The 12,794-nt window shown below is 69.9% G+C and carries 14 protein-coding genes; 4 read left to right on the forward strand and 10 right to left on the reverse strand.

Annotation, left to right across the window (positions count from 1 at the left end; translation table 11 throughout):
- Positions 1-95 precede the first annotated feature (95 nt).
- Positions 96-818, reverse strand: coding sequence for an SDR family NAD(P)-dependent oxidoreductase (locus DEJ05_RS01305; RefSeq protein ID WP_111109526.1), 723 nt, complete (start codon positions 816-818; stop codon positions 96-98).
- 138 nt (positions 819-956) lie between these two features.
- Between DEJ05_RS01305 and DEJ05_RS01310 the strand changes: the two genes are divergently transcribed.
- The gene (locus tag DEJ05_RS01310; protein ID WP_111109527.1) at positions 957-2,381 is read left to right on the forward strand and encodes a hypothetical protein; all 1,425 of its coding nucleotides are present in this window, start codon (positions 957-959) and stop codon (positions 2,379-2,381) included.
- Positions 2,382-2,478: 97 nt separating this feature from the next.
- Entirely contained in the window at positions 2,479-2,811 is a 333-nt protein-coding gene (locus DEJ05_RS01315) for a DUF4190 domain-containing protein (RefSeq protein ID WP_111053631.1), read from the forward strand.
- Between the two features lie 82 nt (positions 2,812-2,893).
- Here the strand turns inward: DEJ05_RS01315 and DEJ05_RS01320 are convergent, their stop codons facing one another.
- From DEJ05_RS01320 to DEJ05_RS01335, 4 genes are all read right to left on the reverse strand, one after another.
- The gene (locus DEJ05_RS01320) at positions 2,894-3,463 is read right to left on the reverse strand and encodes a manganese efflux pump MntP family protein (RefSeq protein ID WP_027466883.1); all 570 of its coding nucleotides are present in this window, start codon (positions 3,461-3,463) and stop codon (positions 2,894-2,896) included.
- Between the two features lie 231 nt (positions 3,464-3,694).
- Positions 3,695-4,549 carry a LamG domain-containing protein gene (locus DEJ05_RS01325; protein WP_111109528.1) on the reverse strand — a complete coding sequence of 285 codons (855 nt, stop codon included), beginning with the start codon at positions 4,547-4,549 and terminating at the stop codon, positions 3,695-3,697.
- Positions 4,546-5,430: a S26 family signal peptidase gene (locus DEJ05_RS01330; protein WP_111038376.1), complete on the reverse strand. Its 885-nt coding sequence runs from the start codon at positions 5,428-5,430 to the stop codon at positions 4,546-4,548. The genes DEJ05_RS01325 and DEJ05_RS01330 overlap by 4 nt, the downstream gene beginning before the upstream one ends.
- A gap of 96 nt (positions 5,431-5,526) precedes the next feature.
- The gene (locus DEJ05_RS01335; protein WP_027466885.1) at positions 5,527-6,180 is read right to left on the reverse strand and encodes a hypothetical protein; all 654 of its coding nucleotides are present in this window, start codon (positions 6,178-6,180) and stop codon (positions 5,527-5,529) included.
- Between the two features lie 175 nt (positions 6,181-6,355).
- Here DEJ05_RS01335 and DEJ05_RS01340 point away from each other — a divergent pair, with 175 nt between their 5' ends.
- Positions 6,356-6,802 carry a MarR family winged helix-turn-helix transcriptional regulator gene (locus DEJ05_RS01340; RefSeq protein WP_071248606.1) on the forward strand — a complete coding sequence of 149 codons (447 nt, stop codon included), beginning with the start codon at positions 6,356-6,358 and terminating at the stop codon, positions 6,800-6,802.
- A 23-nt stretch (positions 6,803-6,825) separates the two neighbouring features.
- Here DEJ05_RS01340 and DEJ05_RS01345 read toward each other — a convergent pair whose 3' ends face one another.
- The 4 genes from DEJ05_RS01345 to DEJ05_RS01360 form a co-directional block, all read right to left on the reverse strand.
- The gene (locus DEJ05_RS01345; RefSeq protein ID WP_111109529.1) at positions 6,826-7,794 is read right to left on the reverse strand and encodes an NAD-dependent epimerase/dehydratase family protein; all 969 of its coding nucleotides are present in this window, start codon (positions 7,792-7,794) and stop codon (positions 6,826-6,828) included.
- Positions 7,794-8,354 carry an MOSC domain-containing protein gene (locus DEJ05_RS01350; RefSeq protein ID WP_258376061.1) on the reverse strand — a complete coding sequence of 187 codons (561 nt, stop codon included), beginning with the start codon at positions 8,352-8,354 and terminating at the stop codon, positions 7,794-7,796. The genes DEJ05_RS01345 and DEJ05_RS01350 overlap by 1 nt, the downstream gene beginning before the upstream one ends.
- Before the next feature lie 71 nt (positions 8,355-8,425).
- On the reverse strand, positions 8,426-8,845 hold the full coding sequence (locus DEJ05_RS01355) for a MauE/DoxX family redox-associated membrane protein (RefSeq protein WP_027466888.1): 420 nt from the start codon (positions 8,843-8,845) through the stop codon (positions 8,426-8,428).
- A gap of 53 nt (positions 8,846-8,898) precedes the next feature.
- Positions 8,899-9,363 (reverse strand): hypothetical protein, encoded by a 465-nt coding sequence (locus tag DEJ05_RS01360; protein ID WP_146244989.1) that lies wholly within the window; start codon positions 9,361-9,363, stop codon positions 8,899-8,901.
- A 75-nt stretch (positions 9,364-9,438) separates the two neighbouring features.
- Between DEJ05_RS01360 and DEJ05_RS01365 the strand changes: the two genes are divergently transcribed.
- Positions 9,439-10,881 (forward strand): glycosyltransferase family 39 protein, encoded by a 1,443-nt coding sequence (locus DEJ05_RS01365; protein WP_181440620.1) that lies wholly within the window; start codon positions 9,439-9,441, stop codon positions 10,879-10,881.
- Positions 10,882-10,919: 38 nt separating this feature from the next.
- Here the strand turns inward: DEJ05_RS01365 and dnaB are convergent, their stop codons facing one another.
- A complete protein-coding gene (gene dnaB, locus DEJ05_RS01370; RefSeq protein WP_031260130.1) occupies positions 10,920-12,284 on the reverse strand; it encodes a replicative DNA helicase in 1,365 nt (454 codons plus the stop codon).
- Positions 12,285-12,794 lie beyond the last annotated feature (510 nt).

The raw sequence follows: 12,794 nt of genomic DNA on the forward strand, positions 1-12,794 counted from the left end.
GGTCCTCCGTTCGTCGTGTCGACGCCATCCTCGTCCGGGCGCGACGAACGCCTTCGCAGGAGCACCCGACCGGTCGCGGCGGTTCCGTCAGCGACTCAGAGCGTGATGCCGGTGGCCTCGGCGAGCGTGTCGAGCAGTTCGGTGCGGAACCGCTGGTCGGCCACCGCCGGGTGCGGTTCCTGCCGCTCCCCGTGGAACCAGTAACCGCCTGTCACGGTTTGGTCCGGGTCGGTCGCGAGCGTCTCCTGCGTGCGGTGTCCGAGCTCGAAGTCGTCCGGAGCGCCGGCCCCGCCCATCTTGGTCGCCACCCAGCCTGGGTCGACAGCGTTGCTCAGCACGCCCGGGCGTCGGAGCGGCACCTCGGCGGCGAGCGCCGTCACGAACAGCTTCGTGTCGGAGTACGAGTTCGTCTCCGAAGCGCCGGTCCAGTCGACGGTGTCCAGGCGCGGGCGGCCGCCCCGGTGCATCCCGCTGCTCAGGTACACGTGCCGCTCCGGCGAGCGCAGCAACGCGGTGAACAGGTACGGCGCCACGACGTTGACGGGCACCAGGGAACGGCCCGAGATCACGCCGGCGTTGTGCACGACGGCGTCGAGCGGGGTGCCGGCGTCGAGTTCCCGGGCGGTGGCGATCACGGCGTCGCGGTCCGCCAGGTCGGCGACGACGAGTTCGGCGCCGCGCTCCACCAGGTCGGCGACCGCCTCGGCGCGGGCCGTGTTGCGCGCGTGGACGACGACGTCGTGCCCGCTGCGGAGCAGCGAGTCGGCGGTTCCCCGCCCGAGGCCGTCGGTGGATCCGGTGACGAGGATGCGTGCCATCCGCCCATCATGCGCCCGACCGCTGCGGCGGGTCCGGCAGGTGGACCGGGAACGGGCGGACGGGAGGCGCGGTGCGGGCCCGCCACGGGCCTCCCGGCTGTTCACGGGCCGGCCACAGGGCCGCGGTACGGTCGCTGCATGAGCAGCTTCCTCGAGCCGATCGACGCCGTCGGCGTCGGTGACGCGACGATCGTGCCGGACGCCACACGACCGGTCGCCGCGGTCGTCACGGGCGACGACGTGCGGTGGGTGACGTGGCCGGACGCCCCGTTGCCGGACGGTGCGGTCGACGAGGTCGGGGTCCTCGCGACCGACGGGGGCGCGTGGGTCGTCTACGGATCGCGCGAGGAGGTGGGCGACGACCTCGACGAGATGTCTCGGACCGCCGTGCACGTCACGCCGACCGGGGTGACGTGCGCGGTCGACCTCGGGGATCGACGCGTGCTCGGGGCGGACGTCGAGGGGTTGTGGATCGGCGACCCGCGTGACGCGTCGATGTGGATGGGTGAGAACGAGGACGAGGACTCCGAGGACGAGGGCCTCGGGGATCCGGAGGACGACGAGGCGGTCGAGGACGACGAGGACTCGGACGACCCGCTCGACGGCGTCGACCCGGAGACCCTGCCGTGGGCGCCGTCCGAGCCGTTCTGGCCGTCGCCGGAGGAGTGGGCGGCGACGCTCGCTGCCGGCGAGGAGCCGGAGGACGACGAGCCCGAGCTGCTGGACGACGACGACGATGACGGCCCCCGCTTCTTCTGGAGTGCCGGATCCGACGCCGACGACGAGGACGACTTCCCTCGCCGATCGGGACCACCGGTCGATCCCGCGCCGCCCCTGCCGACCCCGCCGACCGAGCTCGTGCTCGTCCGGACCGACGGCAGCCGGACGACGATCACCGTCGACCACCTGGTCGAGGACGTCCGCCGCACCGGCTCGGTCCTCACCATCCGGTACATGCCCACCGGACCCCGGCGCACGCCCGATCTGACGGGCGGCTTGACCTACCACTACGACGCTCGGGAGGTCGACCTCGACGTCGCTGTCGGCCTGCCCAGCGTCGTCACCACCGATGACCTGCCGTCCCGTTCCGCGAGCGACGAGGACGAGACGTCGTGGGAGGACGAGCAGGAGCGTCTGGAGGCAGCCCGCACTCCGTGGACGGATCGGTTCGACCTGACCGACGTCGAGGGCGCGCACTGGCCGCTGCACCACCTGGACGCTGCCGCGCGGGAGCGCGCAGTCGCGGACCTCGTGGGCGTGTTCGAGGCGCTCGACCAGCCCGGCACCCTGTGGACCCGCGACCACCCCGAACCCCGGCGGTCGGCGAGCGACTACCGAGCCGTCGAGGTCACCGTCGAGGGGGAGTGGCCGGCGACCGAGCTCGTGGTGTCGTTCGAGCACCGCGCCGTGCCGTACCTGCGGCTCCGTCGGCGCTACCGGGTGTTCGACGACGCCGGGCACGTGGAGGACTGGACCTACGTCGGCGTGCACCTGGACGAGGACATCGACAGCGGGCACATCGCCGACCGAGCGGACGCGGTGGACGGGGTGCTCGACATCTGACGGCGTCGGTCCTGCCTGATCCCACCGCCCCGTCCGGCCCGCTGGTCCTGTACGTTTCCTGTGTAGACATCCCCCTGATCAGAGAGGACGCGGCGCCATGAGTGACGGCACGCCCCAGTACAACCAGCAGAACCCGAACCCCTACGCCGCCGGCGGGCAGCCCTACGGCGCTCCGATGCAGCCGTCGTCCGACCGCTTCAACGTCATGGCGATCGTCGGGTTCGTCCTGGCCTTCGTGGTGAACATCGCCGGCCTCGTGGTGTCGATCATCGCGCTCTCGCAGATCAAGAAGACCGGGGAGCGCGGCCGCGGCCTGGCCCTCGCCGGCATCATCATCAGCGCCCTGTCGCTCGTGTTCGGCATCATCTGGATCATCTTCGGGATCGCTGTCGTCGCGAACGCTCCGGCGGGCAGCCTGGGTAGTTACTGACGCCCACCAGCACCAGACGGGAGGCCCGTGGCAGCTCGCCACGGGCCTCCCGTTCGTCCGGGGTCGGTTCTGACCCGCGGCCTCAGCCGATGACGCCGGTGTGCTCCAGCACGATGTTCAGGCCGATCAGGATCAGAACGACGCCACCCGCGATCTCCGCCGGCTTGCCGAAACGGGCACCGACACGGCGACCGACCAGGACCCCGACGAACGACAGCACCGCGGTGGTGATCCCGATGAGCAGCACCGCGCCGCCGATCGAGACGGGCAGGAACGCCAGGGTGACGCCCACCGCCAGGGCGTCGATGCTGGTCGCGACCGCCAGCACGAGGAGCTCGCGGACCGGCAGCCGATCGGTGTCCTGCTCGGTGTCCTCGTGCTTCGAGAACGCCTCCCACAGCATCTTCCCGCCGATCAGCGCAAGCAGCCCGAACGCGACCCAGTGGTCGAAGGCCGCGATGTACTGCGCGAACGCCGACCCGAGCAGCCAGCCGAGCAACGGCATCACCGCCTGGAACACCCCGAACGTCAGCGCGATCACGATCGCGTGCCGCACGTCGAAGCGCTTCATGTGCAGGCCCTTGCCGAGGGCGACGGCGAAGGCGTCCGCGGAGACGCCGAGCGCGATGAGGAAGAGGGCCCAGAAGGACATGGGGGTGGCGCCTTTCGAGACGGTCGGATGGAGACTCCGACGTCTCAGGACCTGACGATCCTGGCACGGCCCACGGAACGAAAAGGCCTGATCAGCGGGATTCGTCGCCCCGAATCCGCGGGTTGGTGGGCCCGGTCCGCAAACTCGGCCCACGTTCTCGACGTGACCAGGGGACGGACTGGAGGCCCGTGGCGGGCACGGCCACGAGCCTCCAGTCCGGCAGTCAGTGCGTCAGGAACCGGCGGCCGCGTGCGCGGCCACCTGGCTGGCCGTCAGTTCGGTGCCGTAGACGGCGGCGTACCGCATCGAGCCGGTGAAGTACGGGTTGTTCGTGGAACCCGGCCACCCGCTGACGACGTCGTAGCCGACGCGGAAGTACCCGGTGAAGTTCTCGGGGCTCTTGAAGGCCGTGTTCGACGCGACGAGCGTGCCGTCGACGTACAGGCGCATGCCGTTGGTGGGCGACATCGTCGCCACAGTGTGGTGCCAGGCGCCGTCGGTGTAGGCCTTCGGCGAGGTGAGGACCTGCGTGGCGCCGTTGTACGTGCCGAACGCGAGCTGGCCGGTCGTGGTCAGGTAGAGCTTCCGGTCGTGCTGGCTCGACGCGCCGGTCTGGCTGCTGCCGAAGCCGATGAGCATGCCGCCGGCGACCGTGGTGCGGAACCAGACCTCCTCGCTGAAGGTCGTTGGGTTGGCGTAGGAGCGCGGGGTGGAGACGTAGCTCGTCGAACCGTTGAGCGCGTACGCGCTCCCGCTGTCACGAGGGCAGGCGTTCGGGCTCGGCGTGGTCGCGGTCATCGTGCCCTGGTAGGTGCCGTTCGCGCCGCGACCGGACCAGTCGGTGGCCGTCTTCGAACCCGAGGCCTCGGTCAGGCGATAGGCGAACAACGCGTTCGCGGTGTCGGCGCCGACTGCGCCCGTGCACGTGAAGTACGGGGCGGTCGCCGCCGTGTTCGCGCTGTTGGTCACGCGGGCGGTGTACGCCGAGCGGGTCGGGGCGAACTGGTTCAGCAGGACGACGACGGCCAGAGCGACCACGAGGAGGACGGCGACGACGCGACCGTCGCGCAGACGGCGGAGGATCACGACGGACGCACCGCCTCGACGCGGCCGACCGCCAGGCACGCCACGAGCGGCACGAGGCACACGGCGAACAGGGCGACCCAACCCAGGGGGTCGAGGTCGATGTTCGACATGAGCTGGTAGTGCCCGTTCTTCGTCAGCTCGTGGATGACGACCTTGCCCATCTCGCCGTCGACCAGGTGGACGCTGTTGCCGCCGTGGGCGTCGACGCGGACCGGGAAGATCCCCGACGAGATCACGGTGGCCTCGACGCCGGTCGGGCTCGAGGTGTTCGTGATCGTCGTCACGTTGACGAACGGTTTGAACACGAACGCCGCGTACGCAACGGTGAGGGCGCTGCCCGCGATCCGCAGGCACGTGCGGGTCACCCGGTCGGTGAACGCGCTGGTCAGGGTCAGGATGATCAGCGTGCCGATGAGCAGGATCGGGGCAGCGCGGAGCAGCCAGCCGATGCGCGGGACCAGGAGCGCGGGGGTGCCGATCACGTCGGCCTGGGTGAGCGTCCACGGGTCGGTGGCGCCGTTGACGTCACCGCGGGTGTGGAGCCCACCGTCCGCGTCGATCGAGACGATGCGGTGCGTGTAGACGACGTCCGGGTTGGCGGAGGTCTCGAACGAGACGATGTCGCCGACGCTGAGCGTGGCGACGTCCACCGGCAGGTCGAGCACGAGGGTGCCGACCGGGGCGGCTTCGCCCATCGAGGGGGTCTCGACGACGAACCAGCGGCCGCCGGCGGAGAGGAACAGGACGGCGGCGGTGAGGAGCAGTGCGGCGATCGCGGCGACCGACCAGGCGAGGACCGTCTCGGAGCGGGTGACCTGACGGCCGCGGAGGACCGGGCGGTCGAGCATGCCGCTGAGCGGGATCGCTGCGGTCTGGCTCATGGGCGCTGCTCCGGGGATTCAGGGGAATGGCGACGCTCGACCGGAGGGGGGTCGGCCGAGCGTCGCCGGTCTGGGGGAAGGGTGATGGGGGTCGGATCAGGCCGTGAAGGTCCAGGTCATCGGGACCGAGGCGGCGAGGCCCTGGTAGGTGTTGCCGGCCGAGGAGTCGAGGGTCACCGCGAAGTTGAACGGGACGCTCGCACCGGCGGCCGGGGCCTGCGGCATCGTGAAGGCCGACGCCGCCGCACCCTTGAAGCTGGCGAGGGTGCCGCTGAACACCGTGGTCGAACCGGAGGTGACGACGAGGTTCATCTTGGCGCAGAGGTCGGTCGCGGTGCCGTTGGCCGAACCGTTGGCCGACTGGGTGCAGGTGGCGCCCGGGTTCAGCGTGAAGGTGCTGGCGTTCGCGGTGCCGGTGTTCTTGATCGAGATCGCGGTGTTGACCGTGTTGCCCGGGGTCATCGTCGTGCTGCCGCCGAACTTGTTGATCGTCGAGCAGGTCGCGGAGTTCGTCGAGACCGAGCCGCCGTCGGTGCTGAGGCAGGTGACGGTCGCGCCGGCGTTCTGCTCCTGCATGATCAGCGTGCCGCTGCCGGCGGTGTTGCTGCTGTTGGTGATGCTCGCGGCGAACCCGGAGAGGGTGCCGGTGAGCGAGAGGGAGAGCAGGACGGCGGCGAAGATACCCGCGAGGAGTGCCACGGGGGCGAAGCGGATCCGCTTCAGTGCGGAGGTGCGGAGCTTGGTGGACACGGGGTACCTCTTCGTTCGGTGGTGGTTGCAGGAAGTTGGGGGAAGCAAGGCGTTCGGGCTGTTTTGCTTCAATGATTAAGATAGTCACTGATTCACCAAGTTGACCACTCGTATACTTACCCCAGTGCGGGGGACGCTCCTTGTCCCCCGGTCCCCGACACGGAAGAAGGCCCTCGTGGCAGCAGCACCGAACGACGACGACGCGGCCGATCTCATGGCCGCGTTCACCGCCGTCGTGCGTGCGAACGCGAGCCTGGTGAGTCAGCTGAGCGCTCGTGCGGGCGTGCACGAGAACGCCCTCCGCGCCCTGGTCCTCATCAGTGACACCGGGTACTCCACGCCGACCGAGGTCGCCGGGTACCTGGGGCTGACCTCGGGCGCGGTGACGAACATGATCGACCGGATGAGCACCGCCGGCCTGCTCGAGCGCGCACCGAACCCGGCCGATCGCCGGGGCTCACTGCTGCGGCTGCTGCCCCCGGGGCATGTCGTCGTGTCGGACTACCAGGAGCGGTACGCAGCGATGCTCCGGGCCGTCGACGGGGCGCACAAGGGCGAACTGCACGAGGTGCTGAACGACCTGGCGACGAGTCTGTACGAACAGGCTGCCGCCGCGTCCTGATCTCGCTCGCGGGGACCGCGCGTCTACCTGGTGGGGATCGCCCGTTCCGCTGTCGAGGTGAGGCCGGCACGGCGTTCCCGATCCGTCCCGCGGGCGCGCTCGTCCTCGAGCACGAGCACGACGGTGTCCCGGAGGGGTCGGGTCACTCCGCCGGCGTCCCTGAACGCCACGGTGGAGCGCTGTGCGAACCCGCCCTCCGACACCGGGATCCACAGGGGGAGTGATCGCGGTCCGGCCCAGTAGGCCACGTCGTGCGCGAGCAGGACGTCGTCGTCGACCGCGACCAGCTCGTCATCGAACCCGGTGACCTCCGCCACACACCGGAAGAAGTCCTGCATCGGCACCGGAGCGCCCACCGCGTTGACCGTGCCGACGAACCCGTCGCGCCCGGCCCGGACGAGCCAGGCAGCGAGGTCCGCGACGTCGATCATCTGGACGAACCGCTCCGCCGACGTCGGCACCAGCACCGGCCCACCGCGGTCGAGGCGTGCCGGCCAGTACCCGAACCGGTCACTCGGGTCGCCGGGGCCGACGATCAGCCCCGGGCGTGCGATGAGCAGCCGTGACCCGAGCCGGAGCCGCGTCATGCGCTCGGCGAGGACCTTCGCGTCGGCGTACTCGGACGGGTCCTTCGGCTCCACCAGCCGGGCGGACTCGTCGGCGCCCGGTTCGTCGTTGTCCGCGTACACCGAGACCGTGGACACCAGGGTCCAGTGCGCGGCCCGGTCGGCGAGGGCGTCGAGCGCCGGGGCGACGAGTTCGGGGGCGCTGGCGAGCTCGATGACCTCGTCCCAGTCGCCGGTGGCCTGTTCGTACGCGCCGGCCAGGGCTCGATCCGCCTGGACGAAGCGCGCTCCCTCCGGAACGTTGCCGGTGGTGCCCCGGGCGAGGCAGGTGACGTCGGCGCCCTCGGCCAACAGCTCGTCGACGATCGTTCGCCCGAGCCAACCGGTTCCGCCGAGTACCAGGACGCGTCGCGCGCGCTGCGTCATCAGACGGGCTGGAGGGGTCGTCGTTCACCGTCGGGGAGCTCGACCCGGATGCGGTCGCCCGGCCGGACCATGCCACCGGTGAGCACGACGCTCATCACCCCGCCCTTGCGCTCGACCGTGCCGTCCTCGGCACGCCCCAACACGGCACGGAGGAGCCCCGGCTCGAAGCCGTTGATCTGCTGGCACGGGTTCCGCAGGCCCGTGACCTGCACGGAGGCGTCGTCGCCGAGGTGCAGCACTGCACCCTCGGGCAGCCCGAGCAGGTCGATGCCACTGGTCGTGACGTTCTCGCCCATCTGTCCCGGTTCGACGCTGAACCCGGCTTCGGCGACCTCGTCGAACAGCTCGGCGTGCAGCAGGTGGACCTGGCGGAAGTTCGGCTGCGACGGGTCACGCGCGACCCGGGAGCGGTGCTGCACGGTCGTGCCGGCGTGGGCATCACCCTCGATGCCCCACCCCGCCACGAGCGTCACCGCGTCGACCAACGGCTTGCTGAACCGGTGCTCGCCGTCCTTGCTCACCGCGACCACGCGCGGCTGGTCCATGTCGTCCCCGCTCATGGGGCCGATTCTGCCCCATGGTCGCGGCCGCGCGAGTGCAGCGTCGGTCAGCGGCGCTCGCGCGGGCCGGTTCAGCGGCGCTTGCGCAGCGCGTTCGTCGCCCACAGCGAGACGGCGATGAGCACGGGCTGGAACAACAGGCGGACGAAGCGCTTGGTGTCGGTGTCCAGGCCGAACCCGTCGCGGTGGTGCATCCACTGCGCGATGTTGCCGGGGAAGACCGCGAGGAAGAACACCGCGACGACCCACCCGACCGTCACCTGACGCCGAGCCAGGAGCATCAGCGCAGCCCCGAGGGAGATCTCCACCACACCGGAGGCGATCACCGTGACGTCCGTCGGCAGCGGCACGAACTTCGGCACCTGCGCCTGGAACTCCTCGCGCGCCACCGTCAGGTGGCTGATGCCGGCCCAGGTGAGCATCGCGCCGAACAGGATGCGGACGATGGTCCGGGGGCGGGTGGAGCGGACTGCGGGGGTGCGGGTTGCCATCGGGGCGGTGCCTTTCACGGTGGTGGTGGGGTTCGGTGGAGTGGGGGGCGAGGTCAGCGCCTGCGGAGGACGCGGCGACGGCGTGCGGCCTCGAAGGTGATCACGACAGCGGCGGAACCGAGCGTGAGGATCCGCGCGACCGGACGGCCGCGGGTCGAGGTGAGCAGCCGCAGCAGGCCGGCGAGTGTGAGTGCAGCAGCACCACCAGTTGTGCTCGTCACCGAGCCGTCTTCGCGGTCGATCACGAGCCGGGTCCCACCGAGGGCCGTCGCCGCGACGGCGGAGCCGGTGCCGGTCAGGTCGCTCCCGGGGGCGCGGCGGACCGCTGCGGTGGCGAGTCCGAGCCCGGCCAGGACTTCCAGGGCAGGGATGCCGAGTGCGTGTGGGACGCCCGGCTCGAATCCACGTCGCTGCATCTGCTGGGCTCGAGCGCGCAGCGGGGTGCGGCGAACCGTGGCGATGCCGTGCCCGGCGAGCAGGCCACCGGCGACGAGGTCGATCCAGCTGGTGAATTTCACGTTGTGCTCCATTGGGTTGTGCACAACCTAACACGTCGATGCCGAAGACGGTCGAAGGGCCAGTAGGTTCGTCTGGTGCCATCACGAGTGTCCGGGTTCGCCGGCGACCTCCGCCTCCGCCTGACGATCGCCTCCCTCGTCGTGATCGCCGCGCTCTACCAGTGCTTCTGGAACCTGGCCGGCTCGAACATCACCGGCGACGAGAACATCTACCTGCAGAGCGGGTGGCAGTACGTCCACGGTGACTTCACCGCGAACCGCGAACACCCGCCGACGGCCAAGTACCTGTTCGGGCTCGTGCAGCTCCTCACCGGGCAGGGTCCGATCGGCCCGCGGGTCCTCGTCGGCGTGCTCACCTTCGCGGTCGGCGTGGTCCTGTACCTGTGGCTGCGTCGCGAGATCGGGTACTGGGGTGCCCTGCTGGCGGCATCGCTTTGGTGGCTGACCCCGCGTGGTGGGGCGGGTGCCCGGGTCGACCGGCTCGCCCTGCTCGACCCGGTGATGACGGCCTTCGCCGTGTTCGCGATCGTCGCCGCGTGGTGGTGGATCCGCAGCGAGCGGGCCTGGTGGCTCGCTCCCGTGTCCGGCGTGCTCATGGCTGCCTCGGTCACGTCCAAGCTGTCGACCATCGTGCTGCTCCCGGCGTTCCTGCTGCTCCCGGTCCTGTTCAAGGTCTGGCGGAAGGGCCTCGTCGGCGGCGTGCTGTGGGTCGCCGCCTTCACGGTCACGTTCGTCGCCCTGTACGTCCCGATGGGCATCCGTTCGGCGATCCAGTACATGGTCGCGTTCCAGGAGGGGCAGAACACCAACGGGCACCCGATCACGATCGACGGGCAGATCTACACGTTCGCACCGTGGTGGGCGAGCTTCCGGTTCTTGCTCGACGGCACCGGCAAGGCGATGCTCGTCGTCCTCGCGATCGGTGTGCTCGCTGCCCTGGTGGTGCGGGCGGACCGCCTGGTCGCGTACGTCGGCGCATCCCTGGTGCTGCTCGTCGGGTTCTACGTCGTCGTCGCCAAGATCGCGCTGCCGACCTACTACACCGCGTGGATGCCGTTCCTGCTGGTCCTCGCCGCCATCGGCTTCGCACGCCTCGCCACCGTCCCCCCGAGGGCCCTGACCGTCCCGGTCGTGCTGGTCCTCGTCGCGACGCTCGTCGCCCCCTCGTTCCGGGTGAGCCAGGCCGTCGCGCGGGCGCACCCGACCGGGATCGCGCTGTTGCCCGGGTACCTCGAGGAACACGATGTGCCCGACGGTCGGATCCTGTTCGTGTCGGCGACTCCCACGCTCTTCCTGCCGTACGTCGGCGACCACGGCACCAACCGACTCGACCGTGGCCCCTACGTCGCCATCGTCGTCGGACGCGACCAGCGGCTCCCCGCACCGGAGGCCGTGACCAACCTGCTGCAGGACGACGCCTCGTCCTTCACCACGGGCAGGCTCGACGGCCTGCGCGTGTGGGTCCCGAAGGACGGCAGCATCCGCGAGGAGAACGGAGCCCTCACCATCGCCCGCTAGTCGACGCGACGTCGGCGAGGCGTCGCGCGCCCATGCGCCTACTGCGGCATGTCGACGAACCGCGAGAACATCCCGTGGAACGCCACGGTGATGGTGTCCGTCGGTCCGTTACGGTGCTTCGCCACGATCAGGTCCGCCTCACCCTGACGCGGGTTGTCCTTCTCGTACGCCGACTCACGGTGCAGCAGGATGACCATGTCAGCGTCCTGCTCGATGGAGCCGGACTCACGGAGGTCGGAGATCGCCGGCTTCTTGTCGGCACGCTGCTCCGGACCACGGTTCAGCTGCGACAGGGCGATGACCGGGACCTGGAGCTCCTTGGCCATCAGCTTCAGGGCACGCGAGAACTCGGAGACCTCTTGCTGGCGGCTCTCGACCTTCTTGCCCGAGGTCATCAGCTGCAGGTAGTCGATGACCACGAGCTTCAGGTTGTGCTGCTGCTTGAGTCGACGGCACTTGGCGCGGATCTCGACGAGCGTCATGTTGGGGGAGTCGTCGATGAAGAACGGGGCGTCGTTGATGCGACCGCGGGTCTGCGCGATGGTGGTCCAGTCGCGGGAGTCCACGGTGCCCTTGCGCATGTTCTGCAGCGGCACGCTGGTCTCGGCGGAGAGCAGACGCATCGCGATCTCGGCACGACCCATCTCGAGCGAGAAGAACGCGGCGGTCTGGTCGTGCTTGATCGCGGCGGCGCGGCACAGGTCGAGCGCCAGCGTCGACTTACCGAGGGCCGGTCGGGCAGCGACGATGATGAGCTGTCCGGGGTGGAAGCCGTTCGTCAGGCCGTCGAGCTGCGCGAACCCGGTCGGCACGCCGGTCATCTGGCCGTCGCGGCCCTTGGCGGCCTCGATCTCGTCGAGCGCGGCCGAGATGGCGTCGGTCAGCGGGACGTAGTCCTCGGTCTGCACACCACCGGCGACGTTGTAGACCTCGGCCTGCGCACTGTTGACGAGGTCGGTGACCTCACCCTCGGACGCGTAGCCCATCTGGACGATGCGGGTGCCAGCGTCCACCAGGCGGCGGAGCACCGCCTTCTCGGCGACGATGCCGGCGTAGTAGCCGGCGTTCGCGGCGGTCGGCACCATGCTCGTGACGCTGTGCAGGTACTCGGCGCCGCCGGCGCGGGACAGCAGTCCGGTCTTGGTCAACTCGTCGGTGACGGCGATGACGTCGGTGGGCTCACCGTGCGAGTAGAGCGACAGGATGGCGTCGAAGATGACCTCGTGCTTGGGAACGTAGAAGTCCACGCCACGGGCGGTCTCGATGACGTCGGCGACGGCGTCCTTCGACAGGAGCATGCCACCGATGGTCGACTGCTCCGCGAGCATGTCGTGCGGCGGGGTGCGTTCCATGCCGCGCTCCGCGTAGTCCTGCGGTGCGGGCTCAAGATGTGCGATCGACACACGCTCTCCTCTGTTGACGACACGGACCTGGACCGGCGGGACAGCACCCACCGGCCGGAACCCGCACCCCTGTTTCTACCCCCGGCAACCGACATCCCCGAGTCGCTGGGCCAACGTACGGCCCCAGAGTTATCCCCAACAAACGGCCCTGTGGATAACTCTGTGGAGAGCCTGCGGAACACGCCGGAGCGCTGTGTGGAGAACTGTGGACGGGCCTGTGGAAAAAGACCCGTACGAACACACTTTCGACCACTTGACCTGGGCTTTTCTGTTACACACGGTGTGTGGAAAAGTGGGGTTCAAGTACCCCTTGAAGGTTCCGATTTGACACGTTTCCACTGTGTAAAACGACTTGACAAGGACCCCTCCTGTGGGAAGAGTTCTCGGCCTGTTCCCAGCCAGCGCGACCCCGTCTGAACCGTAACCAGCCAGCCCGAGTCGAGCCGCGCCTCCAGGCCCGTGACCATGTCGGCGACAGCCGTGGGACAAGCCGCGCGACCGCCCCCGGAA

Source organism: Curtobacterium sp. MCLR17_045 (genome assembly GCF_003234405.1).
Lineage (GTDB): Bacteria > Actinomycetota > Actinomycetes > Actinomycetales > Microbacteriaceae > Curtobacterium > Curtobacterium flaccumfaciens.